This is a genomic window from Haloferula sp. A504, from assembly GCF_044385805.1.
Classification (GTDB): domain Bacteria; phylum Verrucomicrobiota; class Verrucomicrobiia; order Verrucomicrobiales; family Akkermansiaceae; genus Haloferula.
The window spans coordinates 1-506 of sequence record NZ_JBISBU010000203.1 but is presented as its reverse complement, the minus strand read 5'-3'; the positions used below and the strand labels follow the sequence as shown (position 1 = coordinate 506).

Here is a 506-nt window from a genome sequence, read left to right as displayed (position 1 = left end):
GTCATCGGGTGCTGCGGCTGCGAGCGGATGTGGGACACGCGGTCCTTCTGCATCTCCTTCTGGAAGCGGCTGGTGCCGCGCCAGGTGGCATACTGCCGGCCGTTGTCGGTGAGCATCTCGCGGGGCACGCCGTATTCGCCGACGGCCCGGCGGTAGAGCTCGATGACGGCCTCGGCGGTCTGGCTGCTGAACAACTCCGCTCCGGTGATGAAGCGCGAGTAGTCGTCGAGATAGGCCACCAGGTAGGCGTAGCGGCCTCCGAGCCGGAAGGTGAAGATGTCGCTCTGCCACATCTGGTTGGGCGTGGCCCGCTCGAAGCGCCTCGGCTTGGAGGGGTTGCGGCGGGGCTTGCGCCGCGTTTTCTCGATGAGGGCCTCCTCATTGAGCGTCCGGCGGACGGTCTCGGGGCTTGCCTCCATGAGGAACCAGCGGCGCAGCACCTGGGCGATGCGGCGCACGCCCCAGCCGGGGTTGGCCTGCTTGAGATCGACGATCTTGCCACGCAC

Annotated in this window: 1 protein-coding gene; it reads right to left on the bottom strand. The window is 67.8% G+C overall.

Annotation, left to right across the window (positions count from 1 at the left end; genetic code table 11):
• Window positions 1-506, bottom strand: a 506-nt coding sequence (locus tag ACG2LG_RS24190; RefSeq protein WP_396263474.1) for a DDE-type integrase/transposase/recombinase, incomplete at both ends; no start/stop codon positions are given.